Source organism: Alkalibacillus haloalkaliphilus C5 (assembly GCF_000269905.1).
GTDB lineage: Bacteria > Bacillota > Bacilli > Bacillales > Alkalibacillaceae > Alkalibacillus > Alkalibacillus haloalkaliphilus_A.
In genome coordinates this window covers 1-770 of the sequence record NZ_AKIF01000284.1, presented here as the reverse complement: position 1 = coordinate 770, position 770 = coordinate 1, and the positions used below count along the sequence as shown (strand labels likewise).

Sequence of the window (770 nt, the reverse complement as noted above, 5' to 3'; positions counted from 1 at the left end):
AGAAAAGGGTTATTAGTTTGTTATGAAGAATAAAGAAAACATACTATTCTACTCAATTTGATGATCACCCCGCTAACAGAATAGTAAATAAGCTCTTGGAGGTTTTTATGGGTAAAAAAGTAAGTGTTTTAGTTTCAATGATTTTATTCGGAATATTATTTATAGGAGGACCGTTACAAGCGAAAAGTGTGGACGAAGATGATTTTGAAGCATCAAACTCGAGGACTGTTTCCGTGACTGAAGTTTTTGATGCTAGTCAATATGATGAACCACCTTATAACAGTATTCCTTATAATAGCGGAGGTTATAGTGGCACGCTTGAATTAGAAAGATCGTGGACAAATGGGGATTACCTATATGCTCGTTATTCAGGAACAGTTTACTGTACTGGTACATGTCCAATCGCAAGCTCATCTGAAAAAGAGTAATTGAATAAAAGGTGAGGAAGGTTTTTATTCCTCACCTTTTATTTTAAATGGGGGCTTACATAAAGTAAATTGATAAAGTTTGAGTTAAAGCCGTATATAGTTCACCGTAATACTTACTAATGTGTAATTATTGAATAAATAAGTGTTATGTAGGTGTAGAGTTATGACGAATTGTTCGAAAAACTTCGATAAACATTATTATGAGAGGAGGTGGATGTTTTAATGATTAAATTTATACTTTTTGAAATGAAGAAAGCCACAAAATCTGCATTCTTTTACATGTTGCTAGCGTTATTAGTTCTAGTGATTAGTGGCTATTTTATCTACAATTACATACAAACT

At 32.6% G+C, this 770-nt stretch carries 1 protein-coding gene; it reads left to right on the top strand.

Annotated elements, in window-relative coordinates; genetic code table 11:
* The first annotated feature begins 107 nt into the window (after positions 1-107).
* A complete protein-coding gene (locus A194_RS0116440; protein WP_017187859.1) occupies positions 108-428 on the top strand; it encodes a hypothetical protein in 321 nt (106 codons plus the stop codon).
* The last annotated feature ends 342 nt before the right edge of the window (positions 429-770 follow it).

Coding starts and splice junctions, on each gene's coding strand:
- A194_RS0116440 (WP_017187859.1), top strand. CDS start 108: ATGGGTAAAAAAGTAAGTGTTTTAGTTTCAATGATTTTATTCGGAATA.